General features: G+C 44.7%; 24 protein-coding genes. 9 read left to right on the top strand and 15 right to left on the bottom strand.

The features are described 5' to 3' along the window. Window positions 1-4 precede the first annotated feature (4 nt). From gltB to mnmH, 5 genes are all read right to left on the bottom strand, one after another. On the bottom strand, window positions 5-4603 hold the full coding sequence (gltB, locus tag ACCB35_RS05835; protein ID WP_374056164.1) for a glutamate synthase large subunit: 4599 nt from the start codon (window positions 4601-4603) through the stop codon (window positions 5-7). 432 nt (window positions 4604-5035) lie between these two features. After that, window positions 5036-5494, bottom strand: a complete 459-nt coding sequence (locus ACCB35_RS05830) for a DinB family protein (protein ID WP_374056163.1) — start codon at window positions 5492-5494, stop codon at window positions 5036-5038. Between the two features lie 127 nt (window positions 5495-5621). Further along, entirely contained in the window at window positions 5622-6083 is a 462-nt protein-coding gene (locus ACCB35_RS05825) for an SRPBCC family protein (RefSeq protein ID WP_374056162.1), read from the bottom strand. Then, window positions 6076-6426, bottom strand: coding sequence for a MerR family DNA-binding transcriptional regulator (locus ACCB35_RS05820; protein ID WP_374056161.1), 351 nt, complete (start codon window positions 6424-6426; stop codon window positions 6076-6078). Before ACCB35_RS05820 ends, ACCB35_RS05825 begins: the two co-directional genes overlap by 8 nt. A gap of 55 nt (window positions 6427-6481) precedes the next feature. Beyond that, complete coding sequence (gene mnmH, locus ACCB35_RS05815) at window positions 6482-7534, bottom strand: tRNA 2-selenouridine(34) synthase MnmH (protein WP_374056160.1); 1053 nt, start codon at window positions 7532-7534, stop codon at window positions 6482-6484. A 314-nt stretch (window positions 7535-7848) separates the two neighbouring features. On the opposite strand from mnmH, the gene ACCB35_RS05810 reads away from it, so the two are divergent. Beyond that, entirely contained in the window at window positions 7849-9399 is a 1551-nt protein-coding gene (locus ACCB35_RS05810; protein WP_374056159.1) for a family 10 glycosylhydrolase, read from the top strand. Window positions 9400-9437: 38 nt separating this feature from the next. Here ACCB35_RS05810 and ACCB35_RS05805 read toward each other — a convergent pair whose 3' ends face one another. The 7 genes from ACCB35_RS05805 to ACCB35_RS05775 form a co-directional block, all read right to left on the bottom strand. Continuing rightward, complete coding sequence (locus ACCB35_RS05805) at window positions 9438-9989, bottom strand: cysteine dioxygenase family protein (RefSeq protein WP_374056158.1); 552 nt, start codon at window positions 9987-9989, stop codon at window positions 9438-9440. 18 nt (window positions 9990-10007) lie between these two features. Beyond that, complete coding sequence (locus ACCB35_RS05800) at window positions 10008-10931, bottom strand: DMT family transporter (protein WP_374056157.1); 924 nt, start codon at window positions 10929-10931, stop codon at window positions 10008-10010. A gap of 366 nt (window positions 10932-11297) precedes the next feature. Continuing rightward, window positions 11298-12629, bottom strand: coding sequence for a 6-phospho-beta-glucosidase (locus ACCB35_RS05795; RefSeq protein ID WP_374056156.1), 1332 nt, complete (start codon window positions 12627-12629; stop codon window positions 11298-11300). Between the two features lie 18 nt (window positions 12630-12647). Next, on the bottom strand, window positions 12648-12938 hold the full coding sequence (locus ACCB35_RS05790) for a hypothetical protein (RefSeq protein ID WP_374056155.1): 291 nt from the start codon (window positions 12936-12938) through the stop codon (window positions 12648-12650). Between the two features lie 572 nt (window positions 12939-13510). Next, a complete protein-coding gene (locus tag ACCB35_RS05785) occupies window positions 13511-14791 on the bottom strand; it encodes a PTS sugar transporter subunit IIC (protein WP_044339787.1) in 1281 nt (426 codons plus the stop codon). Between the two features lie 27 nt (window positions 14792-14818). Continuing rightward, the gene (locus ACCB35_RS05780; RefSeq protein WP_044339788.1) at window positions 14819-15124 is read right to left on the bottom strand and encodes a PTS sugar transporter subunit IIB; all 306 of its coding nucleotides are present in this window, start codon (window positions 15122-15124) and stop codon (window positions 14819-14821) included. A 2-nt stretch (window positions 15125-15126) separates the two neighbouring features. Further along, window positions 15127-15993 carry a MurR/RpiR family transcriptional regulator gene (locus tag ACCB35_RS05775; protein WP_374056154.1) on the bottom strand — a complete coding sequence of 289 codons (867 nt, stop codon included), beginning with the start codon at window positions 15991-15993 and terminating at the stop codon, window positions 15127-15129. A gap of 160 nt (window positions 15994-16153) precedes the next feature. Here ACCB35_RS05775 and ACCB35_RS05770 point away from each other — a divergent pair, with 160 nt between their 5' ends. From ACCB35_RS05770 to ACCB35_RS05740, 7 genes are all read left to right on the top strand, one after another. After that, a complete protein-coding gene (locus ACCB35_RS05770) occupies window positions 16154-16486 on the top strand; it encodes a PTS lactose/cellobiose transporter subunit IIA (RefSeq protein WP_044339790.1) in 333 nt (110 codons plus the stop codon). Between the two features lie 18 nt (window positions 16487-16504). Continuing rightward, the gene (locus ACCB35_RS05765; RefSeq protein WP_374056153.1) at window positions 16505-17593 is read left to right on the top strand and encodes a DUF871 domain-containing protein; all 1089 of its coding nucleotides are present in this window, start codon (window positions 16505-16507) and stop codon (window positions 17591-17593) included. A gap of 17 nt (window positions 17594-17610) precedes the next feature. Then, entirely contained in the window at window positions 17611-18525 is a 915-nt protein-coding gene (locus ACCB35_RS05760; RefSeq protein WP_374056152.1) for a BadF/BadG/BcrA/BcrD ATPase family protein, read from the top strand. After that, complete coding sequence (anmK, locus tag ACCB35_RS05755) at window positions 18518-19684, top strand: anhydro-N-acetylmuramic acid kinase AnmK (RefSeq protein ID WP_374056151.1); 1167 nt, start codon at window positions 18518-18520, stop codon at window positions 19682-19684. The genes ACCB35_RS05760 and anmK overlap by 8 nt, the downstream gene beginning before the upstream one ends. 19 nt (window positions 19685-19703) lie before the next feature. Continuing rightward, on the top strand, window positions 19704-20603 hold the full coding sequence (gene murQ / locus ACCB35_RS05750) for an N-acetylmuramic acid 6-phosphate etherase (protein WP_374056150.1): 900 nt from the start codon (window positions 19704-19706) through the stop codon (window positions 20601-20603). Between the two features lie 99 nt (window positions 20604-20702). Beyond that, window positions 20703-22115, top strand: a complete 1413-nt coding sequence (gene glcD / locus ACCB35_RS05745) for a glycolate oxidase subunit GlcD (protein WP_374056149.1) — start codon at window positions 20703-20705, stop codon at window positions 22113-22115. Next, window positions 22112-23431 carry a (Fe-S)-binding protein gene (locus ACCB35_RS05740; RefSeq protein ID WP_374056148.1) on the top strand — a complete coding sequence of 440 codons (1320 nt, stop codon included), beginning with the start codon at window positions 22112-22114 and terminating at the stop codon, window positions 23429-23431. Before glcD ends, ACCB35_RS05740 begins: the two co-directional genes overlap by 4 nt. 88 nt (window positions 23432-23519) lie before the next feature. Here the strand turns inward: ACCB35_RS05740 and ACCB35_RS05735 are convergent, their stop codons facing one another. The 3 genes from ACCB35_RS05735 to bioD form a co-directional block, all read right to left on the bottom strand. Then, window positions 23520-23678 (bottom strand): hypothetical protein, encoded by a 159-nt coding sequence (locus ACCB35_RS05735; RefSeq protein ID WP_374056147.1) that lies wholly within the window; start codon window positions 23676-23678, stop codon window positions 23520-23522. 285 nt (window positions 23679-23963) lie between these two features. Beyond that, window positions 23964-25283 (bottom strand): adenosylmethionine--8-amino-7-oxononanoate transaminase, encoded by a 1320-nt coding sequence (gene bioA, locus ACCB35_RS05730; protein ID WP_374056963.1) that lies wholly within the window; start codon window positions 25281-25283, stop codon window positions 23964-23966. 16 nt (window positions 25284-25299) lie between these two features. Next, window positions 25300-26028, bottom strand: a complete 729-nt coding sequence (bioD, locus tag ACCB35_RS05725) for a dethiobiotin synthase (protein WP_374056146.1) — start codon at window positions 26026-26028, stop codon at window positions 25300-25302. A gap of 86 nt (window positions 26029-26114) precedes the next feature. Here bioD and ACCB35_RS05720 point away from each other — a divergent pair, with 86 nt between their 5' ends. After that, the gene (locus tag ACCB35_RS05720) at window positions 26115-26693 is read left to right on the top strand and encodes a biotin transporter BioY (protein WP_374056145.1); all 579 of its coding nucleotides are present in this window, start codon (window positions 26115-26117) and stop codon (window positions 26691-26693) included. The last annotated feature ends 117 nt before the right edge of the window (window positions 26694-26810 follow it).

The raw sequence follows: 26810 nt of genomic DNA, 5'->3' as shown, positions 1-26810 counted from the left end.
CTCTTTATTTCGCGGGTTCCAACACTTTTTTCTCTTCTTTTGTACCTTCTTCAAATGCTGCCATTTCGGCATCGAATTTTTCTAATCCACTATTTTCAAGTTCACTGATCCGTTCTCTCATCTTAAGGTACGATTTCGGAATCACACGCACAAATTTTGACACGTAGGAATCCCAGTTCGCTAAAATCTTCTTGCCATTGTTGCTGTTTGTATAATGAACGTATTTCTCGATCATGTCGTATACATCTTTCATTTCATCCGGATCAAATAATGGTTGAACGAGGACAAGCTCCTGATTACATCTTGATCGGAAGCTTTCATCTTCATCCAGTACATAAGCGACTCCACCTGACATACCTGCGGCAAAGTTTCGGCCTGTAAGACCGAGTACAACCACTTTTCCACCTGTCATATATTCACATCCGTGATCCCCGACACTTTCAACGACTACCTGCGCTCCACTGTTTCGGACACAGAAACGCTCGCCGGCTACTCCATAAATGTAAGCTTCTCCACCAGACGCCCCGTAGAAGGAAACGTTACCAATGATCGTGTTTCGTTCAGGAATGAACGTAGCGGTTGGATCAGGATGAACGATGATTTTCCCGCCTGATAAACCTTTTCCTACGAAGTCATTAGAATCCCCGACCAGTCTCAGCGTCAGACCTTTTGGAATAAAGGCACCGAAGCTTTGTCCAGAAGATCCTTTAAACGTCAAGCGTATCGTATCTTCCGGTAAGCCTTCAGCACCGTAACGTTTTGTAATTTCACTTCCAAGCATCGTACCGGTCACGCGGTGAATGTTACGGATCGCTGTCGTCCATTCAACCGGTTCTCCCGTTTCAATCGCTTGGCGGCAGCGTGGAATCAGCTCTTGATAATCGAGTGTTTTCTCAAGTTCGTGATCCTGTTTTCTTGTCGCATAGCGGCCCACCTTTTCAGGCACATCGGGCTGATGCAGAAGAGCAGAGAGGTCGATTCCTTTCCCCTTCCAATGATCAATTGCTTCGTTTGCTTCAAGAATATCGGTTCTGCCAATCATTTCATTGATCGTTCTGAAACCAAGTTGAGCCATAAGCTCTCTTGTTTCCTGGGCAACAAAACGCATGAAATTCGCTACATGCTCAGGGTCACCTGTGTATTTTTTACGTAACTCAGGGTCTTGTGTCGCAATACCGACTGGACATGTATTCAAATGACAAACACGCATCATGACACATCCAAGGACAACAAGCGGTGCAGTGGAAAATCCATACTCTTCCGCTCCTAAAAGCGATGCAACAACAACATCCCGGCCCGTCATCATTTTCCCATCAGTTTCGACGACAATCCGGTCACGAAGACGATTCAGTAAAAGGGTCTGGTGAGCTTCGGCAAGACCGATCTCCCATGGCAATCCTGTATGTTTCAGACTGGTTCTCGGTGCAGCACCCGTTCCCCCGTCATATCCACTGATCAGCACAACATCCGCCCGGCCTTTTGCCACACCTGCAGCGATCGTTCCAACACCAACAGCTGATACCAGCTTTACGCTGATGCGTGCTTGCGGGTTTGCATTCTTCAGGTTATAAATCAGCTCGGCAAGGTCTTCAATCGAATAGATATCATGATGAGGCGGTGGTGAAATCAATTCCACGCCAGGAGTAGATCCCCGCACTTCAGCAACCCAAGGATATACTTTTTTCCCAGGGAGATGTCCGCCTTCACCAGGTTTCGCTCCTTGAGCTACCTTGATTTGAATTTCGTCCGCATTAACCAGGTAATGGCTTGTTACACCGAAGCGTCCTGACGCTACCTGTTTGATCGAGCTGCGTCTTGAATCCCCATTTTCATCCGGGGTGAATCGGCTTGGATGTTCCCCGCCTTCACCTGAGTTGCTTCGTCCCCCGATCTTATTCATGGCAATCGCTAATGCTTCATGGGCTTCCTGACTGATGGATCCGAACGACATGGCACCGGTCTTGAATCGGCGACAGATTTCTTCTACTGATTCAACCTCTTCAATCGGGATAGGCTTCGTTTCTTTAAATGAAAGAAGTCCGCGCAGAGATTGCAGATTCTGCTTTTCGTCTGTGAGCATGCTGGAATATTTTTTGAATAACTCATAATTATTCGTACGACATGCATGTTGAAGGGTGTGGATCGTACTTGGATTGTACGCATGATCTTCTCCATTATTACGATATTGGAATTCATCTCCCGATTCCAATGTACGTTGATTATCTTTTCGATCATTGAACGCTTTTCGATGTCTTAACAACACTTCTTTTTCGATGATATCCATCCCGATCCCGCCGAGTCTTGACGCTGTACGGGTGAAATATTTATCAATCACATCTTTATGAATGCCTACCGCTTCAAATATTTGTGCTCCACGGTAACTCTGAATCGTGGATATCCCCATTTTAGATAAAACCTTGATGACACCGTCTGTCCCTGATTTCACAAAGCTTTCCACCGCTTGTTCGTATGTGGTGTCCTGCAACTCACCCTTGTCGATCAGATCACGCAGGGTTTCATAGGCTAAGTAAGGATTGATTGCTTCTGCACCATATCCGAGCAGGGTGGCGAAATGGTGGACCTCCCTTGGTTCTCCTGATTCTAAAAGGATGCTGACAGTCGTACGCGTTCCTTGGCGAATTAAGTGATGATGCAGACCTGAAACGGCAAGGAGTGCCGGAATGGCTGCCTTATCTTTCACAACTCCACGGTCAGATAAAATGAGGAGTGTCGCACCGTCTTCAACGGCCTGGTCAGCTTTTTCATACAGTGCATCCAGGGTGCTTTCCAGCTGATCTTCTTCATCGGTTACATCAAATAGAATCGATAAAGTAACAGCTTTGAAACCCTTTTCGTTTTGATGACGTAGCTTTTCAAGCTCTCTACCGGTTAAAATCGGTGACTTTAAATGGATATGCCTGCAGCTTTCAGGACCCGGGTTAACCAGGTTTCCTTCTGCTCCGATCGTTGTTCCCACAGATGTAATGATCTGTTCTCTAATCGCATCGATCGGCGGGTTTGTCACTTGAGCAAATAGTTGTTTGAAGTAGTTATAAAGAAGCTGTGGTTTTTTCGACAATACGGCAAGAGGTGAATCATATCCCATGGAGCCAACCGGATCTTTCCCGTCCGTAACCATCGGCTTAATGATTTTGTTCAGTTCCTCATTTGTGTAGCCAAAAGCCTGCTGCTGTAAGAGAACTTCCTCTGAATCCAATTGAACAGGTTCATATGTCGTTTCAGGTAAATCCTCAAGTTCAAATTTATTGTTATCCAGCCAATGTCTGTAAGGATGCTCGGAAGCAACGCGAAGCTTGATCTCTTCATCCGGAATGATTCTTCCTTTTTCCAGATCAACAAGCAGCATTTTTCCTGGCTGTAATCGATCTTTGTACACAATGTCATCGGCGAAAATATCCAGGGCCCCTACTTCAGAACCAAGGACGATCATGCCGTTCTTTGTCACATAGTAACGAGCCGGGCGCAGTCCATTTCGGTCCAGACAGGCACCGATCTGTTTTCCATCTGTAAACACAAGGGCTGCCGGTCCATCCCACGGCTCCATCAAACAGCTATGATACTCGTAGAAATCCTTTTTCTTCGGATGGATCGTGTTATCGTTTTCCCAAGGCTCCGGTACCATCATCATAGCCGTGTGAGCAAGGGATCTCCCTGATAAATGAAGGAATTCAAAGCAGTTATCAAACATAGAGGAATCACTGCCTGTCTCATCAATGACAGGAAGGATTTTTTCCAGATCTTCTTCTTTAAATGCACTTGAATGGCACAGCTTCTCACGTGCGCGCATCCAGTTCACATTACCTCTTAATGTATTGAATTCTCCATTATGGATGGTATATCGGTTTGGATGAGATCGCTGCCAGCTTGGGAAAGTGTTTGTACTAAAGCGGGAATGTACAAGGGCTAAAGCTGACCGGAACTCAGGGTGGTTGAGGTCAATATAAAAGGAATCCAGCTGCTCGGGAATGAGCATCCCTTTGTAAACGATGGTCGTGGAAGACAAACTACAAAGATATACATCCTCTTGTCCTTCTACAGTTGCCACTTCTTTTTCAATTCGTTTACGGATTACATATAGCTTACGCTCGAAATCCATCCGGGATTGTATATCATCCGATACGCCGATGAATACTTGACGAATGAACGGTTTCGACTTCGATGCCACTTTCCCTACAAAGGAATCATTGAGTGGAACCGGTCTCCAGCCCAGTGTCTTTTGACCTTCTTCTTCAATGATGCGCTCAAAGATCTCTTTACTCTTCATGCGCTTCTCATAATTTTCAGGAAGGAACACCATTCCAATCCCATATTCACCTTTTCTCGGAAGGATGATGTCTTCTTTCTCGCATTGCTTTTTGAAGAAATGATGAGGAATTTGGGTAAGGATACCTGCACCGTCCCCAGTACTTGTATCAGCTGATTGTCCTCCGCGATGCTCTAAATTGCATAGAATGTTAATTGCATTTTGAACGATGCTATGACTCTTTGTTCCATCAATATTAGCAATCATTCCAATTCCACATGCTTCATGTTCTTGCGCAGGATCATACATGCCTTGCGCTACAGGAAGATTCGTTTTCATCCAATGTCCTCCTCTACTAAACGTGTATATTTTTTGAATAATTAACCGGTTAATTAAATTTTCTTAATTTTCGTTAGTATATCATGAAATTTAGAAAAAACGAAAAATTAAGTTAACGGAAAAAGAGGGATTTTTCCAAATATATATGTAATACAATGGATAAACGTTGATATATAAATGTTTATTTTTACTTAATATTCAGAATCTTTAAAAGCTTGATACAATCACAAAGAAATCGCTTTCAAAAAACCGCTCACTGGAACATTTTTCATCAAATTTCTACATGAATTTTCATGCAAAATTTTAACTAAAAAAATTTTTTTACCCCCCTTAAATTCATCTCCCTAAACTCTTCTTCTTTTCCCTTCGATACCACTTTTCAAACAACATGAAGAGGGACGGACCTCCGAAATTCCCGGAGGTCCGTCCCTCTCAAATAAGCTCATTTATTTGTTTCATATGGTGTTCGTCATGTTTGGCTAATTTATTGAAATAGTCATGTATTGTTATTTTGCTTTTGCCGATGGGTATTTCTTTGTCCCATTCCTGGCCATCCATTGTGAGGATTGCTTTATGGATCTTTTGTCTTGTAAGATTGAATGCTTCAATGGTTTCGTGTTTGGAACGTTTTCTGCTTTCCTTTGCAGCTTGATGATTCAGTTCATCCGGGTCAGGTCCAGGAGGCATTTCTTTCCCCATTACAAAATACGGAATCCGGCTTTCGAGGACAAATTTGTCCCAAGGGATGAAGTGGCCGATGATTTCCGCCACACTCCATTTCCCTTTTCCTATCGGCCTCCTCCATTGTTCCTCCGTTAAAGATTCAAGTGATGTCACCCATTCCATTACATTTATATGATGCGCCATGATCTTTTCTTTTTGATTTTCCATTTTCTCCATCCCCTTCTAACATACACACTAACGATTCTACATTCGTTGAAAATAAGGATAGTTCCTGCCTGTGAACGTTTAGAGAGACGGACTTCCACAATTCGTGGAGGTCCGTCCCTCTTCTTCACTACTTACTCGCTTCTTTTAATGCTTCACTTTCAACCCGGTCCATGAATTCGGTGACGACTTTGTTGTTGTTTTTTTCTCCGCCAAGTTTTAATAAGACTTTTCCCAGGAAGTTCAGTCCTCTATTTTCGCCTTTATAGATGAATTTGGTTTGGCTCTCGTCTATTTTGTGAAGGGTAAATTCAGCTTCGATTTCAAATGCTTTGGCAAGTGTGAAACCAATTTTATTGTGTTTTTTCTCGGGGGTATTTTCATATTCAAGGTCTTCTACGATATACGTCTCGATTCTTTTCCCTTCTTTGTATTTCTGCTGGTAAGTGGACCCTACCACGCCTTCCTTTTGCTCCAGCACCTTGTTCTCAACGACGTTCGGCATAATTCGTTGAATGTTCTCAAGCTCAAACAAATGCCAAACTGTTTCAATATTGACTGGAATGATCCTTTCTTCGTGCCATTTAATCATTCTTATCCTCTCCTTTTCCCATCTCGAAGAAATCATCCATTTCTTCAATCACTGTTTGTATGCGCTCGATTTCCGCTTCTAAATCCCGTTTCTTCGCACGTATCAATTGCTCCAAGTTCTCAAAGGATTCGTCATTGACCACGGTTAACATTTCTTGAATGGAAAAGTTAAATCTCCTTAAATAGACTAACAAACGCCCCACCAGATAGGATCCATTATCATAATAGCGATAGTTATTTTCAGGATCGATATACACAGGTTCCAGCAATTGAATCTCTGCGTAGTAACGCAATGTTTCCTTACTCAGTCCTGTCATCTTGGAAAACTCGCTCACCTTGTACATTCTTTCCACCTCACACCTAAATCATAAACCATGTGGTGCACCACACGGTCAATCCCTATCTTTGTAAAATGGGGTTTCCATGAATCGATGCGCAGCTTTTTACGAATTTCTTCACCTCTACACATGCCTCTTCAATCGAACCCGCTTTTAACGTCACCTTTTGATCTTCAGGATACTGACTCGCAGTATGGGAGTATCTAGGGTCATAATAGTATTCCAATAAAAGCTCTAAGATCCGCTCATAGTTCTTCTCTTTCAGTTCGCTCTCTATTTGATTGGCGACCGGGCTATGTATACGTCTCTTGATACACCGAAACGCTTCTGCAAATTCATCATGATGCTCGTGTAAGCGGTATTCATTTAATAGATGTTTGACTCTCTCTTTCATTGGCATTTCAATAAAGATATGGAAACCGTTCTCCTTTTTCCCCACTAAAAAGTCTGGGAGAAGCAGCTTTCCGATTCGTTTGCTTTCTGCTTCAAATAGTATAAAGGGAGATTCCTGGAGCTCCATCAGGTCCTGAAGCAAAAAGGAATCAAAGGTTTTCTGGTTCCTTGGTGTCAACCCGATTTGTCCAAAAATGGAGCCTCGATGATTGGCTAGCGTTTCGATATCCAGGACCGGATACCCTTCTTTATGAAGTTGTTTCAGGATGGCTGTTTTCCCAATACCGGTTCCACCGTTTAACACAAAGGCTTCAGGCTTCACTTCAAATGTTTCCAATTCTTTCAACACCCATTGACGATACGCCCTGACTCCTCCTTGAACACGGGAAGTTTTCACACCCATTAAATCCAGGAAGGTGGCAGCCGCCTTGCTTCGCATCCCGCCCCGCCAGCAGAAAACTACAATCTCACCATCCAGTTTCTTAAACTCTTTTATAAAATCAGGAAGCTTTCCTGAGAAGATTTCCAGCCCCCGCTCCGTTGCCCTCTCTTTGCTCACTTGCTTATATAGAGTCCCGACTTCCGCTCTCTCTTCATCATTGAAAACGGGTATGTTCATACTGCCCGGAATCGTCATCTCCCTGTATTCAGAAGGAGATCTGACGTCTACGAATGTATAATTATTTATATCACATTGATCTATCATTATATCTTTGAACATTTCATCCATTCCCCTCTTCACTTCTCATCCCTATTTTACCACCACTCTAACGCTAATGTTCGCAAGATTCTGTCATCATCCTAACCCTTTCTTCAGTTTTCGAAACTATTCACCTAGTCAATTCCTCCTGGTTACCGATGGAATATTCAGTTTTTTTACCTCATTGGTACTATATACCATAAGATCACAACACCTTATAATGAAAATAGAAATAATATTTCATGTTTTTATTTTATTTCGTGAAGTATTATTTCAATAAAATGAAAACGGTTTCTTTTATCGGGAATCAGTTAATGAAAGCGGGGGATTTGTTGATGAAAGCAGTAAAGTACATGATCATGGCCGCCTTGTTGTTCTCGCTTGCCCTTCCTTTTACTACAGGAAAAGCAAAAGCTTCGGAAACTCAAGTGCCTAAACATGAAATGCGTGCAGCATGGATTGCCACGGTTCAAAACATTGATCTGAAAGCTGGAATGGACAAAGTGGAGTATACGGATTGGGTTACAGAGGCCCTTGACGAACTGAAAGAGTTGAAGTTTAATACCGTCATCTATCAGGTGAAACCTACTGTAGATGCCTTCTATCCATCTAAACTGGCTCCTTGGTCCCAGTATATTACAGGTGACAAACAAGGAACCGATCCGGGATATGATCCACTTCAGATCATGATCGATGAATCTCATAAGCGCGGAATCGAGGTTCATGCATGGGTGAATCCGTACCGAATCACGATGGCAAATCAAACGATCGAGTCACTTGCAGATAACAATGTAGCTAAACTGCATCCAGAATGGGTAGTGAAATATGGCAAGCAATATTATTTGGACCCGGGTATACCTGAAGTCCAAGAATACCTGATTGATACGGTTGAAGAATTAGTGAGCAATTACGACATTGAAGCCGTTCACATGGACGACTATTTCTATCCTTACCGAATTGCAGGAGAAATCTTCCCAGATCAAGATACATACGAGAAATATGGAAGTTCATTTGACGATATTGAAGACTGGAGACGAAATAACGTAGATGTTCTTGTAGCTGACATCAATTCAGCAATCAAAGACATTAAAGAATGGGTTCAGTTCGGTATTTCCCCATTTGGTGTATGGAGAAATATTGCCGATGATCCGACAGGAAGCGCTACACAGGCAGGACAAACGAATTATGACGACCTGTATGCAGACACTCGCCAATGGATCAAGGATGGAAGCATCGATTATATTACCCCTCAAATCTATTGGTCTAGAAATCTGGCTGTTGCTAACTATTCCGTTCTTTTGGATTGGTGGAGTCAGGAAGTGAACGAGTATGCGTACAACCACCCTGTTAATCTTTATATCGGGATGGCTGACTATAAGGTGGGAGACAATTTTGACCAGGAATGGTTCAATCCTTACGAGCTGCCTGAGCAAATCATGGACAACCGTCAAAATGGAACAGCCCTTGGTCAAATGCATTTCTCTCTTAGACAAATTTTCGAGAACCCGCTTGGTTACGCAGATATTTTACGTAACGAGGTTTACACAGAACCCGCTTTAACTCCTGCCACTCCTTGGAACAATGAAACGCTGCCAAAGAAACCGAATACGGTGAAAGCAGACAAACATGAAAATCATGTAACGTTGACCATCGATGATCAACATCACTCCGATGCCCGAAAATATGTCATCTATCGCTTTGATGGCGTGAAAGAAGGAGATTACGAGAATCCGGCAAACATTGTGGACGTCGTTTATTCTCAAGAAGGGCTTACAACGTATGAAGATACTTCAGCCGAAGAAGATGGAATGTACACATATGGCGTTACGTCCGTATCTCCGACAGGGGTAGAAAGTAAGGATGCGAAAACGGTAAGGGTACAATAAGCAGAAAGAGCGTTTCTCCGCATGGAGAAACGCTCTTTCTATTTTAATTGCATTTCCTTTACCTTTTGCCTGATATGTTCCGGCCACCATGCCCCGCATTCTTCAGAAACAACACAGGCAGCACATTTTTCCAAGTCGTACACCATCATACCCTGAATAGGCGGAGAATAGAGATGGAGAGTCACCAGGTCTTCCCCACTCCCCTTCTTCATTTTGTGAACACCTTTTTTCGGTGCAAAAAAGAAAGAACCTTCCCTGTATTCACGATGGAATATCTCCTGTGGAAGCTGGTTTTCTTTTACTTCAAAGAGTGTATTGACTGAAGTCCCGTTCATGACTTGGATCCATCCCTTTGAGTCCCCATGATCATGCGGGGCACATTCCATGTCGGACCAATTCATCACGAGGAGCTCTGCTACTTCATTTTGATAAAGGAGCTCTCGATAATATGGCTTTCCATCCGGAGACTGTAAGTAGGGCTGTAAATCATCGAGCTTTACGTCTAGAGACTGCAAGACTTCTTTAAGTTCTTTCGTGGAAGGGGTTGTCAATTCATCTAACCGATTCTTTATCCGTTCCTTTAAGGACACCGCGATTCCTCCCTGATGTTATCGTTTCCTCCATAGAAACCGATGGAAAATAGAAATCATCTGGCCATTAACAATCACAACTCCTATTATAATTATGACTCCACCCAGTATCGTTATGAAGAAAATTTTCTCATGAAGGAGAAGGATCGCAGCAATGAGAGTGGTGACAGGCTCCAAATACAGGAACATCGACACCTTTGACGCATCCAGTACCTCCAATGCTTTCGCCCAGTACCAATACGCGATACCCGATACAAACACCCCGAGGAACATCAAGTGAGCCCATTCCACATTTGATAAAAGAGAAATCCCTTCCCAGCCGCGGTTTCGGATGAGAAAAGGAATGGTTAAGCTGAAACCCAGTAGACTCATGTAAAAGGTGATGACAAGGGATGGCAGCTCGATACGGAGTTTTTTCAGCAACACTGAATAGATGGCCCAGTTCAAAGTACTGAGAATCATCAGGATATAACCGATATTGACAGCAAATCCGATGGACTGCCCGCTCCTCGCTGTCGTTACCATCAGTACACCTGTAATAGCCACAATCATGCCCAGCGCTTTTGGAACCGTCATCTTTTCATGTAAAAAAATCATGGAGAGGATTACGGTGAACACGGGAGAAAATGATATCATCCAGCCTGCTGATGATGCATCGATTGTAAGGAGGGCCGACGCCTGTATCACCTGATGAATGAAGACACCAAGTACCCCCAGCACAATCAGGTGCGGGATAAACTTTAGTGGAATCGTGAGCCGATATCTTTTTAAAAGTAAGAGTATAAGCAGAAACAAAGCTCCGATCGCAAACCGAAGAACGAGCAGCGTATACGGATCAAGGGTGTCCAACACTGCTTTTGTTGATACAAATGATATGCCCCAGAAGCTGATGGACATCGTGGCATACAAAGAGGCGGCAACCTTTGTTTTAACTGGAATCATGGGCGGGGTATCCTTTCAGAATAAGGTCTTTGTATCATGGTATGCTCGTCCAGGGGAAAGATGTGGGGATTGTGGTGGAATTGGGAGTGTGGATGGGATGAATTTTGGGGTTTTTGAAAATAAGTTGGGTGATTTTGAAAATAAACTGGGATCAGGAACCCTTCGGGCATCGCTTATCTATCGAGAGTCGATAATATATCCAGAAAGTCGATAATAAACAGGCCAAACTCGATAATATATCCAAAAAGTCGATAATAAACAGCTCAAAGTCGATAATATCTCAACAATACCACTCCCAATCCCCCTACTTCTCGCCAATCCACGCAAAAAAGTGCCTCAAATCACCATTTGAGACACTATCCTTCCTTAACTATGGCTAAATCGCCCATGAAACTGCGGTAAATACTCTTTATGCACCTCAAGCATTTCATCCAGCAGCAGCTTCGCCTTCACATCGCTCGTCACCAACGGATTGATCGTCATGGCAAGCATCGCTTTTTCATAGGATCCTGTAACCGATGCTTCTGCAGCAACGCGTTCAAAAGATTTAATTTGATGAACAAGTCCACTCACAGCCACTGGCAGCTCACCGACTGCAATCGGCTTGGGGCCGGACTTCGTAACGACGCAGTTCACTTCCACGGCGGATTCCCGCGGCAGATCACTGATTGCACCGTCGTTCTGTACATTCAGCGTTTGAATGTCTCCGCGGTCATTATAAATGGATGAGATGAGATTACAGGCCGCATCGCTGTAATAAGCCCCTCCCCTTTGTTCAAGCTGCGGAGGCTTGATATCAAGGTTTTCATCCTTGTAAAGTTCGAAAAGCTCATTTTCTAATTGCTGGACCACTTCGGCCCTCGTGGTCCCCGTCTTGAATTCCTCTAACTGCTTTTCTAAAATATCACTGGTTTTATAGAAATAGCGGTGATACGGACATGGAATGATTCCCAGACTCTTGATGAACTCCGGCTCCCATGGAAGTGGAGCGATATTCCTCATGCTGACCTGCTTGTCGGGATCGCTCATGACTTCCAGCACGTCCCCTAAAACCGACTTACCGTCCACCATAACGTCCAACCCGTAAACCATATGATTCAATCCTGCAAAGTCGATATGCAGTCGTTCCACCTCCACATCAAGAAGCCTGGCCAATGTCATTCTCGTATTTATGGGCAGATTACATACCCCAACGACCTTAGAATGTGACCCGTACCGCAGCAGAGCTTCTGTCACCATGCCTGCCGGATTCGTAAAATTGATCAGCCAGGCGTCCGGGCAAAGCTCCTGCATTTCATCTGCGATATCAAGTAGGACCGGAATCGTCCTCATTCCCTTGAACAATCCCCCGGCCCCATTCGTTTCCTGGCCGATCATCCCGTACTTGATCGGAAGCCTCTCATCGAGAATTCTCGCCTTTAATTGTCCGACTCTCATTTGAGTAGTGACAAAATCAGCATCTACCAATGCCTCTTTCCTGTCCAATGTAAGATGAATCTCCATGGGAACCCCGGCTTTTTCCACCATTCTCTTCGCCAAATTCCCAACGATGGCGAGCTTATCTTTCCCAGCTTCAATATCCACAAGCCACAGCTCACTCACCGGAAGCTCATCATAACGCTTGATCAATCCTTCCACAAACTCGGGCGTATAGCTTGAGCCCCCTCCGATCGTAACAATCTTGATTCCGTTCTTCATTGTGAATGCCTCCTCTGATTACTTGGCAACAAACGCCAATACAAAGCTTATTAAGAAACTGACAACCACTGCTAATAAAACGCGCTTCTTTTTAACAGAAGCATCTTCAACGGGACCTTCAATTTTCAAAAGAACAAATGAGAGTCCAACCGAAGCCGAAATCCCCGTTGCTAAAAATACGCTCCAATCCTTTGCGAGTCCCGCACTCATCAAAGGTTTGGAAAGAAGTAAAAGTCCAATAGATACGGAGATCAGAAGAACAAAAACACTCCTGAAACCGATTCTCTTAGGAACAACCGTCTCTGTCATTTGAATCACTCCCAATGCTAATGAAGAAGTGGGAATCCTAGGACCCCCACTTCTGTTTTTTTGATATGATCGTATTTTGCTAAGGGCAAAGCCCCTCGAGGTCATAAGTCAATTCAACCAAAAAGGCAAAGGACGCCTTTCCGGTTGATTCGCCTTATGCTTGTCGGGGCTGATCGAGCCGCCTCCGCTTTTCTACCTGTCCAGCTGCGGCGGCTAGCCCCTCGAGGTCATAAGTCAATTCAACCAAAAAGGCAAAGGACGCCTTTCCGGTTGATTCGCCTTATGCTTGTCGGGGCTGATCGAGCCGCCTCCGCTTTTCTACCTGTCCAGCTGCGGCGGCTAGCCCCTCGAGGTCATAAGTCAATTCAACCAAAAAGGCAAAGGACGCCTTTCCGGTTGATTCGCCTTATGCTTGTCGGGGCTGATCGAGCCGCCTCCGCTTTTCTATTGTCCAGCTGCGGGGCTTAGAGGCTCGAGGTCATAAGCCAATTCATCCAAAAAGGCAAAGAACGCCTTTCTGGCTGACTCGTCTTATGCTTGTCGCCTCTGGGCAAAGCCCCTCCGCTTTTCTATTATGCCGCTTGTTGTTCGTTTTCTTCCATTTTCATCATCTTCTTGTCGTACATTTTGAAGAATGGGAAATAGATAGCGAACGAGATTGCAATATTGATAAGAACCATGACGATGGCTCTCCAGTCACCACCCGTTGCCAGGTACGCTCCGATTGGTGCCGGGAGTGTCCATGGAGGCATGATGTAGGTTGGGGATACCAGCCCTACAGTTGTTGCAACATATGCCAGAGTACCCGTGATAAGCGGGATCGTTACAAATGGAATGATCAGAATCGGATTCAATACAATGGGAGCACCGAAGATGATAGGCTCATTGATATTGAAGATACCAGGTACGATACTTGTTCTTCCTAACGCTTTCAGGTATTTTGAGCGGGAGAAGAAGACCATGGCAAGAACCAATCCAAGAGTCGCTCCTGATCCACCTATCCAGATGAACCACTGGTAGAATGTTTCCGGTGCGATGTGTGGAATCGCTTCTCCGTTTGCAACCGCATCTGCGTTGTTTACAAGGAACACTTCCCATAGTGGACGCGCAACCGTTCCTACTACAGATACACCGTGGATACCGAATGACCAGAAGAATGTAATTAAGAATACCGGAATTAATACGCCGAATATACTGTCACCAGCGGTAACCAATGGAGCAACCGCTACACCGATTAGATGATGCAAGTCTACTCCTGCCACTACGGTAACCGCAGAAACCAATAGAATGACAATCGCTACAGGAATAAGTGCTTCAAAGCTTCGTGATACAGATGCCGGTACTTGTTCAGGCATTTTGATCGTAATATTTTTCGTCTTACAGAATCGCAGGATTTCAACTGCCAGAATCGATACGACCATGGCGACGAATAATCCATGACCACCAAGGTTGGTCATTGGCAGGACCCATCCTTCTCCGTCCATTACTTTTGGAGTAATCGTCAATAGAAGAGCAGCTACTGAAATCTGGGCACCGGATAATGGATCCAGGTTATAGCTTTTCGAGAGGTTATATCCTATCCCGAAGGCTATATAGAGTGACATGATGAACATAGTCAGTCGGTATGGAATCAGGATCTCGACAATGTTATCTGCGGCCCACTGTTTGATGTCTCCGAATATTCCTCCATCAGGCAGCGGTGGAAAAGCTAAGATCAGGAAAAATGAACCGACGATGATAAATGGCAGTGCTGAAATAACCCCATCCCGGATTGCTTGCAAATGCCTTTGTTCAGAGAGTCGGGCCATTGGACCTGATAAGTTATTCTCTAGAAAATTCACAAACTTTTGCATGTTTTTACCCCCTTGTTTCCTATTAAATTAGTTGGTTAATTCTTTTACTGTTTTCAGTAAAGTCGGGCCACCAAGTGGCGTGTATGCTTGTGGAGGAATCGGACCGCAAGGAACATTCGCTTCATCAGCGGCTTTCTTCACTTGATCAAAACGGTGTCTGATCTGCGGTGCTACCATACAAACATCCCATCCTTTGGAAATCTCCTCAGATACCTCACCGGTTCCAATTGCATGGACTTCCATCTCAATCCCTGCTTTGTCCCCTTCTTTTTTCAGTGCATTAACGACAATTGCGCTGGACATTCCCCCGGAACATACGAATAATACTCTCATTTCTACTCTTCCTCCTCTTTCATTCTTTGTACTACTTCATGTGTATGAATAATTTGCTCGTAGACGCCATGTCCTTTTTTCATGCATAAAGCGACGAATAAAGCATCAATCACGACGAGTTGAGCAATTCTTGCCGTCATGGTTCCGATTCTGATATTGTGTTCTTCCTCGGAAATCGTTAGGACGATATCAGCGAGCTTCCTCGCCGGTGATTTACCATGCTGTGTCAATAGAACGATTGTGGCTCCTTTTTCTTGAGCGACGTTCATCAGCTTCAGTATTTCCTTTGTCTGCCCTGAAGTCGAGACGACGAATAGTACATCTCTTTCCGTTAAATTGGCGGCCATCATCATTTGCACATGGATATCACTCGCTTGAAACGCCAGATAGTTGAGCCTTAATAGCTTTTGAGTAAAGTCTTCCGCTACTACAGCTGAACCTCCCACTCCATACAGGTATACCCGTTCAGCTTCATGGAACGCGTTCACAGCACGATCCAGTTCATCTATGGAAAAAAGCTTTTCCGTGTTCTTGATCGCTTGATAGGTGTTTACCAGTACTTTGTTAAATACGGTTTCAAGATTGTCTTCAAAGTGCAGGAGTGTATTGATATCATGACTCATTGTTTCTTCAATATTCGTGCTTTTGGCCAGTTCGATCTTCAAGCCGCTGAAACTATTGATCCCGATCCGTTTGCAGAACCGGATGATGGCGGCTTCACTGCTGCCACATGATTGTGAGAGTTGCTTTGTCGTCATTTCCATTACTTTCTCAGGATACTCCAACACATATTGAGCAACCGCAATTTCAGACGGGGTGTAATTCTCCATCTGACTTTTGATGTGTTTTAATACTTGAAATTCTGTCATAGTCACCTCCAAAAAAATGATTGTCTTGAAAAGGCTTTCAGTTTAATATGATTATATGCGATAATGAAATTAAATTTCAATATTATTTTAAAATATTTAAACTTTTATTTTACTACTCTAGAAAAAACTAGTTCTAAACAGAAATGAGGAGGAATACACAATGGCAGAGGTACGCAACGTAGAAATGGAGATTTTTGAAATTATATCAAACGGCGGGAATGCAAAAAGCACCGCATATGAGGCACTGGCAAAGGCACATGAAGGTAAGTTTGATGAAGCTGAAGAAATGCTTAAGACAGCCCACGAAGAGCTGAACAAAGCTCACAAAACGCAAACGAGTCTCATTCAGGCAGAAATCAATGGAGAAGATTTTGAAAAATCACTTCTAATGATTCATGCCCAGGACCACTTGATGACCTCTATCAGTGAAATCTCATTAATTGAGCAGATGATACCCTTGTTAAAAAGAATAGATAAACTAGAAAACAACTAATTTTAAGGAGGCATACCAATGAGTAAAAGACTGGGAGTTTCGATTTACCCGAACCATTCAACGACTGAAAAAGATAAAGAATACCTGGCACTGGCTGCGTCTTACGGTTTTAAGCGCGTGTTCACCTGCTTATTATCAGTTGAAGGAGACAAAGATGGGATCATCTCGAACTTTAAAGAAACGATTAAGTTTGCCCGCGAAAAAAATATGGAAGTCATCGCTGACATCAGTCCCCGTATTTTCAAAGAACTGAATATCTCGTATGATGATTTATCCTTTTTTGCGGACCTGGGTGCTCACGGTATCCGCCTTGACCTCGGGTATACAGGGCATGAAGAATCGATGATGTCGTACAACCCTTATGATCTGAAAATTGAGCTCAATATGAGTAATGCAACGAAATACATCGATAACATCATGACGTATCAACCGAATAAGGATCAACTGCTTGGATGTCATAACTTCTATCCGCACCGCTACTCCGGTTTATCTTATCCGTTCTTTATCGATTGCAGCCAAAAGTTTAAGGATTTCGGGATGAGAACGGCTGCGTTTGTCTCTTCTTCCGATGCTACATTCGGTCCATGGCCGGTCACGGAAGGATTGCCTACGTTGGAAATGCACCGGAACCTTCCGATCGAAGTCCAGGCGAAGCATCTTTTTGCCACAGGGTTGATTGATGATGTCATTATCAGTAACGCTTATGCATCTGAACGTGAAATGCAGCTTCTTAGTGAACTGAACACATCGAAGCTGACCTTTACAGTCGAAACCTGTGAGACGACCACTGACTTGGAAAAGACGATTATATTTGAAGAACCGCACTTCTATCGTGGTGACGTGTCTGATTACTTGATCCGCTCGACTCAAAGCCGCGTGAAATATCGTGGAAGAGAATTCGCTCCCCACAATACAGCTGACATAAAGCGCGGAGACATTGTCATTGAAAACGACCTATATGCCCAGTATGCGGGCGAGCTTCAAATCGCACTTCAAGATATGGAGAACTCAGGCAAAACCAATGTGGTGGGGCGGATCCGCGAAGAAGAAATCTTCTTATTGGATTACCTGAAGCCATGGGGTAAATTTGCGTTTCAAACCAAGTAATGTGGAGGTTTCTTTAGATGACTAGAGTAATAGGGATCGATGCAGGCGGGACGAAAATACAAGGACTCGTTCTTGATTCAGAGAAGAACATCCTGTTTCAAAGCTTATCCGGACATGGCAATCCAACGGTTTCCTTTGATGAGGCACTGACCAATCTCTCATCCGTGATTCAACAATGCCTGGAACACACTTCTTCTGATGAGGTTTCCCATATTGTAATCGGGATGGCAGGTGCCGAGTCAGGCAATCTGGCTCATCGAATCAGGATGGAGTTACAAAGGATGACTTCCCTGCCCATAATCGTTTTGAATGATGCCACCCTTGCCTATTTCAGTTTAATCGGGAATCAGGACGGTGTGATGACGATTGCGGGAACGGGTTCGATTTGTTATGGACGAAACGGTAAACAGGAAGGAACGACAGGCGGCTGGGGACACCTTCTTGGTGACGAAGGCAGTGCGTATCATATTGCGATTGAAGCCTGTAAGCAGATTTCCATGGAGATGGATTCCGGTAAACCACCTTCCCCTCTCTCCCTGGATATTTTAAACGAAATCGGAGCGAGTGATGGGAAAGGATTAAAAGGGTTCATCTATTCTTCTGTCAAAGGTGAAATTGCAAAGCTTGCGAAAGTGGTTCACAAGCAGGCTGAAGCTGGTAATGAATCGGCCCTTCTTTTATTTAAAAATGCCGGGGAGCAGCTGGCCCGACAGACAACTACTTTATTGGAGAAACTGCAGATCACTGCGAAACCGGTTATTGCCTTAAAAGGAAGTGTCCTTGAACATAATGTGGTGGTGCAATCCACTTTTAAAGAAGGGATTTCAGAGCGTTTTCCAGACGCTTCCTATATTATCGACTCTACCTCCCCTGCAACAGGGGCAGTCGATGTAACAGAGGCCATCAGGGAAGGAAGGTTGTCATATGAGTAAGCGTTTAGCCGTCGGATTAATGTCCGGTACGTCTGTGGATGGGGTGGATGCTGCCCTTGTTTCGATTGAAGCGAGTGGCACGGATACAAAAGTGGAGCTCGTTCATTATTCGACGACTCCCTTCCCTTCCCACGTAAAAAAGAAAATCTTCGACGTTATGAGTGTCACAGAATCGTCCACTCCCCTCCTTTCCAGCTTGCATTTTGAACTTGGAGACGTTTATGCCGATGCTGTGTTGAAGGTTTGTTCAGAGGCGGGCATTTCAGTAAAGGAGTTAGACTTTATCGGATCTCACGGGCAAACGGTTTATCACCAGCCTTTTCATACGGAAGAGTCAGTTCCTTCCACCCTTCAAATCGGTGAGCCGAGCGTGATTGCGTACCGTACCAACACTAGGGTAGTCTCCAACTTCCGCTCCATGGATATGGCTGCCGGCGGTGAAGGAGCCCCACTTGTACCTTATACTGAATTCCTTCTCTACCGAAAAGAAGACCAGGGAAGACTTCTTCAGAATATCGGCGGAATCGGAAATGTGACCGTACTTCCTAAAGATTGCTCTCTTGAAGAAGTCTTCGCATTTGATACTGGCCCTGGAAATATGGTCATAGATGGTTTATGCGAGCGACTATTCGGCCTCTCTTTTGATGAGAATGGAGAGATTGCTGCGAAAGGAACGGTCCACAAAGAAATCGCACAAAAATGGATGGAATGGGAGAAGGATTTCTTCCTTAAAGAGCCTCCTAAATCAACGGGACGCGAGCTGTTTGGAGAAGTATTCGTAAATAGGATCTTTGACGAGTTTGGTGATTTTTCAAAGGAGGACCTGATTGCAACGGCGACCTACTTTACAGCTCTGTCGATTTCTGATGCGTATAAAAAATTTGTTCTTCCAAAGCATCCCATCAACGAAGTGATCATCGGCGGCGGGGGAAGCTACAATGGGACACTTCTTCGTATGATGCGGGAGCTTCTTCCCCAGTTAGACATTCACATCCAGGAAGATATCGGTTATTCATCCGATGCCAAGGAAGCAATCGCCTTTGCCCTCCTGGCGAACGAAACGCTTCACGGAAATCCTGGCAACGTCCCAGGAGCAACAGGGGCAGGTAAACCCGTCATACTGGGGTCCATCACTCCTCGTCCCATATTCACAAATTGAAAGGCAGGTACTATAGAACATGGACCTTCATAAGATCCTGACTGAAACGAGAAACCCTCGAACTTTAAACATAGATACATTAAGCACGGAGAATATTTTAGAGAAAATCAATGGTGAAGATCAGACCGTTGCCTCCGCCGTCGAAAAAACCATCCCTGTCGTGGCACGAGTAGTCGATTCCATCGTCGCAGGGTTGGAAAAAGGCGGACGTCTTCTTTATGTAGGTGCAGGCACAAGCGGACGTCTCGGCATCCTTGATGCATCAGAATGCCCGCCTACCTTCAGCACAGATCCCGCCCAGGTGATCGGGATCATCGCGGGTGGTGAAAGAGCCATCCAGTTTCCCTTAGAAGGCGCCGAGGATGATGAAGAAGGTGGACGCAACGAAATCGTGATCCGTGAAGTCGGTCCAAATGATGTCGTGGTTGGCATTGCCGCAAGCGGACGGACGCCCTATACGATCGGAGCCTTAAAGGAAGCAAGATCAAGAGGAGCCGTAACGGCGTCGGTCGTTTGCTCACCACAATCCCCGATGTGTGAAGTGGCCGCTCACTCGATCGTCGCAGAAGTCGGTCCGGAAGTAGTCACGGGCTCGACGCGAATGAAAGCGGGAACAGCCCAAAAACTGATTTTGAATATGCTCACAACCGCATCCATGATCAAACTGGGCAAAGTATACAGCAATCTCATGGTCGACGTGATGCCATCAAACGAAAAACTGAAAGTCAGAGCGCGCAACATCATTATGGAAGCAGCGGACGTCTCCGAACGAGAAGCAACCGAAGCTCTTGAAACATACGGCAGCGTCAAACCTGCCATCCTATCGCTTCTAACTGGCCTCGAAGAAAAAGAAGTCTACGACCTTCTCACCCTTCACAACGGCCACCTGCGCTCAGCCATGAAAGCCGGAATTAAATAACCATAATTGAGGGACGGACCTTGACCTATCGTCAGGTATCGTCTCTTTACTCTTTTTATACAAGATTTGAAAAACATGTTAAAAAAGGTGGAAAATAGTATGATCACTCAAGACATTAAAAAGCGGTTCATCAAAATCGTCGGTGAAGAAAATTACCGGGATACTCCCGCAGAAAAGCTTGTCTATTCCTATGACGCAACTCCTAATTACCAATCCATGCCTGACGCGGTCATCGTCCCACGTTCGACGGAGGAGGTATCAGAAATCGTGAAAATCTGTAATGAGCATCGCATTCCGATCGTTCCAAGAGGATCGGGAACGAATCTCTGCGCAGGTACCTGCCCCACAGAAGGCGGACTTGTTCTCTTATTCACCCATATGAACAAGATTCTGGAGGTGGATGAAGAGAATCTAACCGTTACCGTCCAGCCTGGTGTTGTGACCCTGGATCTCATTCATACAGTGGAAGCAAAAGGTCTTTTCTATCCTCCAGACCCAAGTTCTATGAAAATCTCAACGATCGGCGGGAACATTAATGAGAACTCCGGTGGTTTGAGAGGACTGAAATATGGCGTAACCCGCGATTATGTGCTGGCATTGGAAGCCGTCCTTCCAAATGGAGACATCATCCGTACCGGTGGGAAACTTGCGAAAGATGTAGCTGGCTATGATTTGACCCGCCTTTTTGTGGGATCCGAAGGGACACTTTGCGTCATCACGGAAGCGACATTAAAGCTTGTTCCCATGCCTGAAACAAAGCAGACGATGCTAGCCCTTTATCAGGATATTGAAGCGGCTGCCCAAAGTGTTTCAAGTATCATCGCCAATCGCATCATTCCGACTACCCTGGAATTTTTAGATCAGCCAACACTTGAGGTTGTTGAGGATTTTGCCAAAATCGGCTTGCCAACCGATGTAAAAGCGGTTCTCCTGATTGAACAGGATGGTCCTCCTGAAGTGGTTGCCCGTGATATGAAACGAATGGAGGAAGTGTGTTCACAGAACAACGCTGTATCCGTTCAATTAGCCAAAACAGAAATAGAAGCAGATGCCCTTCGTACCGCCCGCCGTTCTGCCCTATCGGCACTCGCCCGTCTCAAACCGACGACGATTTTAGAGGACGCGACGGTTCCCCGCTCTGAAATCGCCAAGATGGTAAAAGCGATCAATGATATTTCCGAGCGTTATGAGTTGAAGATTTGTACCTTTGGCCATGCCGGGGACGGAAATCTTCACCCGACTGTTGCGACCGACGCCCGTGATCATGATGAAATGGAACGCGTCGAAGCTGCCTTTGAAGAGATATTCGCTCATGCTATCGAATTGGGTGGAACCATTACCGGAGAACACGGAGTCGGCATGATGAAAGCCCCTTATCTCGAATGGAAACTTGGACCTGAAGGCATTGCAGCCATGAAAATGATCAAGCAATCATTCGACCCAAATAACATTATGAATCCGAATAAAGTATTCGCTAAAGAATCAAGAAAACGTGTGGTGATTTCAAGATGACAACCCTTTTAGAAAAACAAAAGATACAGCAGGAATTCAAAGATCGCATGGATGAAGATGAACTATTGAATTGTATGAGATGCGGTTTCTGTCTCCCTTCATGTCCTACTTATATTGAGTCAGGCTTTAAAGAATCCCACTCCCCCCGTGGCCGAATCGCTTTAATGAAGGCAGTGGTGGATGGCGTCATCGAACCCGATGAAGAAGTGGAACGAACATTGGATCTATGCTTAGGCTGCAGAGCCTGTGAACCCGTTTGTCCATCCGGCGTGAACTACGGTCACCTTTTAGAAGAGGCGCGCGATATCATCAATCAAAATAAAAAACATTCCCTTCCTGTACGGGTTCTTAGAAAAACCGTTTTTGAAGGATTATTCCCGCACCCGGACAGAATGAGAATGGTCACGAACCTTCTCGGAATCTACCAGCGTTCTGGATTGCAGAAGGCGGTCCACACGACGGGTGTGATGAAGCTATTCCCGGAAAGCATGGCGACTATGGAACGGGTCCTTCCTCAAGTTCCAAAGCTGAAAGACATGAAGGAACGCCCAACGTCGCTTTCCTCGATTGGTGACGTTCGTAAAAAAGTCGCTTTCTTCTCTGGCTGTTTAATGGATACGATGTTTCTGGAAACAAACAATGCCACTACGAAACTATTGCAGCTGGCAGGCTGTGACATCGTGATCCCAAAGACACAAACCTGCTGCGGAGCCTTGCATGGTCATAGCGGTGAAAAGACTGCAGCGAAGGATTTGGCAAAGAGGAACATCGCGGCTTTTGAAGAATCAGGAGTCGATTATATCATCACCAATGCCGGGGGATGCGGAGCCTTTCTCGTCGACTATGATCATTTACTGAAAGATGATCCCGATTGGAAAGATCGTGCGGTTCAGTTTAAAAATAAAATCAAGGACATCTCATCCATTCTTGTAGAATTAGAGTTTCATAAAAAGAAATTGAATGTTTCCCCCCAACGGATCACGTATCAGGATTCGTGTCACTTGCGAAACGTGCAGCGCACTTTTATGGAACCAAGACTTCTTCTGCAATCAGTTGAAGGTGCTGATTACGTCGAGATGAAACAAGCCGATCACTGTTGTGGATCAGCCGGAATCTACAACATCGTCGAATCAGAAATGTCCATGAAGATCCTCGATCACAAAATGGACAACGTCGAACAAACCCAGGCAACCACCATCATCACATCAAACCCGGGCTGCCTCCTCCAAATGAAACTCGGCATCGAACGAGAAGGCCTATCCAATAAAATGCGAGCAATCCACATTGTAGACTTTTTATTGGAAGCAATTCAGTGAGAGGGACGGACCTCTCCATTTACTCAAATCCCGTTATATCAACGTTTTGTTTCCGGGAGGAGTGTTTGGAGGTCCGTCCCTTCTTTTTTCATTTTTTGAATTTGAAGAAAGAAAAGTAGACGAGGAGGGATAGGATGATTCCATAGGCTGCTAGTAGAGTAAGAGCGTTTGTGGCGTTTGATGTAAGCCAGGTGAAGATGGCTGCGATGAGGACTATTGGTGCGCTTATCAACATTGTTTTGTTCATTTTCGAACCTCCTTTTAGTACTAAATAATGGATAATGGTATATACGGTCAGGCGTGGGAATGGTTTCCTTTTTATTGTTGAGAGGTAGTTGTTTTCCGGTCGTACCAAGTACAAATTAAGGATCTCACATGCACACGATCGCTTATTTGCATCCTTACAAATCGCCAAATTCCACCTGTTAAACTACCGTCATATGAACAAAGAGACGAACCCCCTCCAAGGTCCGTCCCTCTTTAACGCTCTTTAACGATTTGATTATGATCACGGGGTGTTAGAGGTGCGTCCCTATACCCCGACTGCTTCCTTTGTTGTGATTTCTATGGCTTCGGCCATGATCCCTACCATTTTCTCAAGTTCTTCTTCGGTTGTGGCAAGTGGCGGCATGAAGACGATGGTGTCTCCGATAGGCCGGGTCAGCATACCCAGTTCACGCATCTTGATGGTGGTCCGGTAGCCTACTCTGTTTTCCCACAGGAACGGCTTTTGACTGGTTTTATCCTGTACCAACTCGATGCCGCAGATCATACCAAGCTGCCTGATGCTGCTTACATGGGGATGATCCTTTAAAGGAGCTAACAAGGATTCAATGATTTTCGTTTTCTCTTGAACTTTCCCTATCAGGTTTTCTCTTTCATAGATTTCCAGATTCGCCAATGCCGCTGCGCATCCCAGCTGGTTTCCTGTGTAGGAATGGCCGTGGAAGAAGGTTTTCAATGATGTGTAATCATCATAAAAAGCTTCATAGATTTCTTCGGTGGTTAGGGTAGCGGCAATCGGAAGGTACCCACCGGTGATTCCTTTTGCCACTGTCATGATGTCCGGCTGGACTTGTTCATGCTCGACAGCGAACATTTTTCCTGTGCGGCCGAAGCCTGTTGCCACTTCATCGACAATCAGGAGCACCTCATATTTTCGACAGAGCTTTTCAACTCCTTTAAAGTAGCCCTCCGGCATAATATTCATGCCACCAGCACCCTGTATCAACGACTCCACGGTCATTCCGGCGATTTCATGATGATGCTCTTTCAAAATCCCTTCCAGCTCTTCAAGTGCACGATCTCGAATCTCTTCCTCATCCTCTAAATCCGGGTGATGGACCACGTCCGGGAACGGGGCAACAAGTGATTCAAACATAAGAGATTTATAGACTCTGTGAAAAATGTCTACTTTCCCTACACTGATCGCACCCACCGTATCTCCATGGTACGCATTTTGCAGAGTGATAAATTTCTGTTTTTCCGGCTTCCCTTTATTTTGCCAATATTGATAAGCCATTTTTATGGCAATTTCAACAGAGGTTGCACCGCTGTCTGAATAAAAGACTCTGGTTAGTCTCTCCGGGGAAAGTTGGACCAGCTTCTCGGCTAACAAAATAGATGGAACATTGGTGGCACCGAGCAAGGTCGAGTGAGCGATTCTATCAAGCTGATCCTTGATTGCTTGATTGATTTCCTCATTGCGATGGCCATGTACATTTAGCCAAAGGGAAGAATAGCCATCAAGATATTGGTTGCCGTAAATGTCCCAAAGATAAACGCCTTCCCCACTTTCTATCACCAACGGGTTCTCATCATAATCCTTCATCTGTGTAAAAGGAAGCCACATATACTGACTGCTTTTTTCAATAAGCTGCTGTTGATTCACTCTGTATATCCTCCTCTGACTCTTCTAGTTTCCAATTTTTAAATAACTTATCTACATCGACAGTTGCAAAAGAATCCTGCGATATGTTTGGCAGCACACCGATTACCTTTACACCGGTTAATCTTTCGATGATTCGTTTGTTGTCCAGCTCGATCTCCGGCATTTCATCTCTGGATGTCTGATTCAGGATGATGCCTCCGATATCAATACTTCGTTGTTTCAATGCCATCACAGACAGGACCGTATGATTAATTGTGCCAAGTCCAGCCCGCGCGACAAGTATGACAGGCAGTGACACTCGTTCGATTAAATCAAGAATGGTTTCTTCTTTGTTTAACGGGACAATCAGCCCCCCAGCTCCTTCAACCAGTAAAAGTTCGTAAGTGCTTCGTAACTTCTCCACTTGCTCTAAAATCGGCTTTAGCTCAACTGTCACCCCGTCTATTTCAGCTGCCAGATGAGGAGAGCTTGGCATTTTTAATAAATATGTATTCGCATCTTTACCAAAAGAACGATTAGTGACCTCTTCATAAAATTCAGTATCGGGTGCTACTAGTCTACCTTTTTTCAAGACAGCTCCACTTTGCACGGGCTTATAGGGGAATGCATCAATGCCCTTTTCCAAGAAGTACTTTGTTAGCAGTCCAGTCGTTATCGTTTTTCCGATATCCGTATCTGTGCCGGTAATGAAAAACCCTTTCATCATTTCCCTCCTTTTAATGTTAACCTCATTTACAAATAGGTTAACATTTAAGATAATAACAATCATACCACAGTTTTAAGGAGGAGAAAATGGAAATGGGAAAAACAAGAGAGATGGTCTTATGTGGTCTTTTTGCCGCTTTAATGGCAGTGGGAGCGAATGTGTCTCCCTTTCTAATGATTGGAGGAGTCCCGGTCACCCTTCAGTTGATGTTTGCCATCATTGCCGGAGGAATGCTTGGGAGCCGAGTGGGAGCGAAGGCGATGACGGTATATTTAGCTTTGGGATTAGTCGGGGCACCTGTCTTTGCACAATTTAAAGGAGGACCATCAAGCTTACTCAGTCCCACCTTTGGATTTGTCCTATCCTTTATCGCGGTTGCTTTCGCCGTGGGGATGGTTCTGAAAAAAAAGCGAACCCTTGGAGGATATCTCACTGCAGGAATCCTTGCCTTATTGTTAAATTACATAATCGGAACGAATTTCATGTACCTGGCCCTGACATTTTGGGCGGAAGCACCGGACGGATTCAGTTACACGGTTGCATGGGGATGGATGGTTGCGTATCTGCCGCTGGATGTAGCAGTGACGGCTGTTTCCATGGTGATTCTTCAGCGATTGTTTAAAGTGGTACCGTCGAGGCATATGAGTCCTTCTTTTCATAAATAAGGGGAGCATTTGTATAGATCGGCAGCTGAGGGATTGGATTCAGCTGCTGATTTCCGCACAATATTCAGCAGCTGATTTTAAGCGTTGATTAAACAACTGAATCCCCCATGAAACCAA

Source organism: Rossellomorea sp. FM04394, assembly GCF_041889765.1.
In the GTDB taxonomy this organism is placed as follows: domain Bacteria; phylum Bacillota; class Bacilli; order Bacillales; family Bacillaceae_B; genus Rossellomorea; species Rossellomorea aquimaris_B.
This window is presented reverse-complemented; position numbering and strand designations above follow the sequence as displayed.